Annotated in this window: 1 protein-coding gene; it reads right to left on the bottom strand. The window is 57.7% G+C overall.

All coding sequences use genetic code 11. From position 1 onward, the window contains the following. Positions 1–239, bottom strand: a 239-nt coding sequence (locus OC610_RS29370) for a hypothetical protein (RefSeq protein WP_264433384.1), incomplete at both ends; no start/stop codon positions are given.

Here is a 239-nt window from a genome sequence, read left to right as displayed (position 1 = left end):
GGATAAGGCGTTGTTCGTACAAGCCATCGCCCAGGCGCTTCCAACTGGTGTCCGGGTCATAGCCCAGATTACCGAGCAGGTAGTCCGAGCTCATGAACTGCTTGAGGTCCGTCAGTTCACGATTGGTTTCAACCATGTACTTGTGACCTGTAACGGCCCAGCTTGCGTTCGACCCCTGGACGTTGGCCTGGCTTTGGTCATGGCTGTTTTGCGCCGCCGCTGTGCTGTCGACGACGTGG

The sequence above is a fragment of the Pseudomonas agronomica genome (assembly GCF_025917275.1).
Lineage (GTDB): Bacteria > Pseudomonadota > Gammaproteobacteria > Pseudomonadales > Pseudomonadaceae > Aquipseudomonas > Aquipseudomonas agronomica.
The sequence above is the reverse complement of the archived record's forward strand: the minus strand, read 5'-3'. Positions and strand labels throughout refer to the sequence as shown.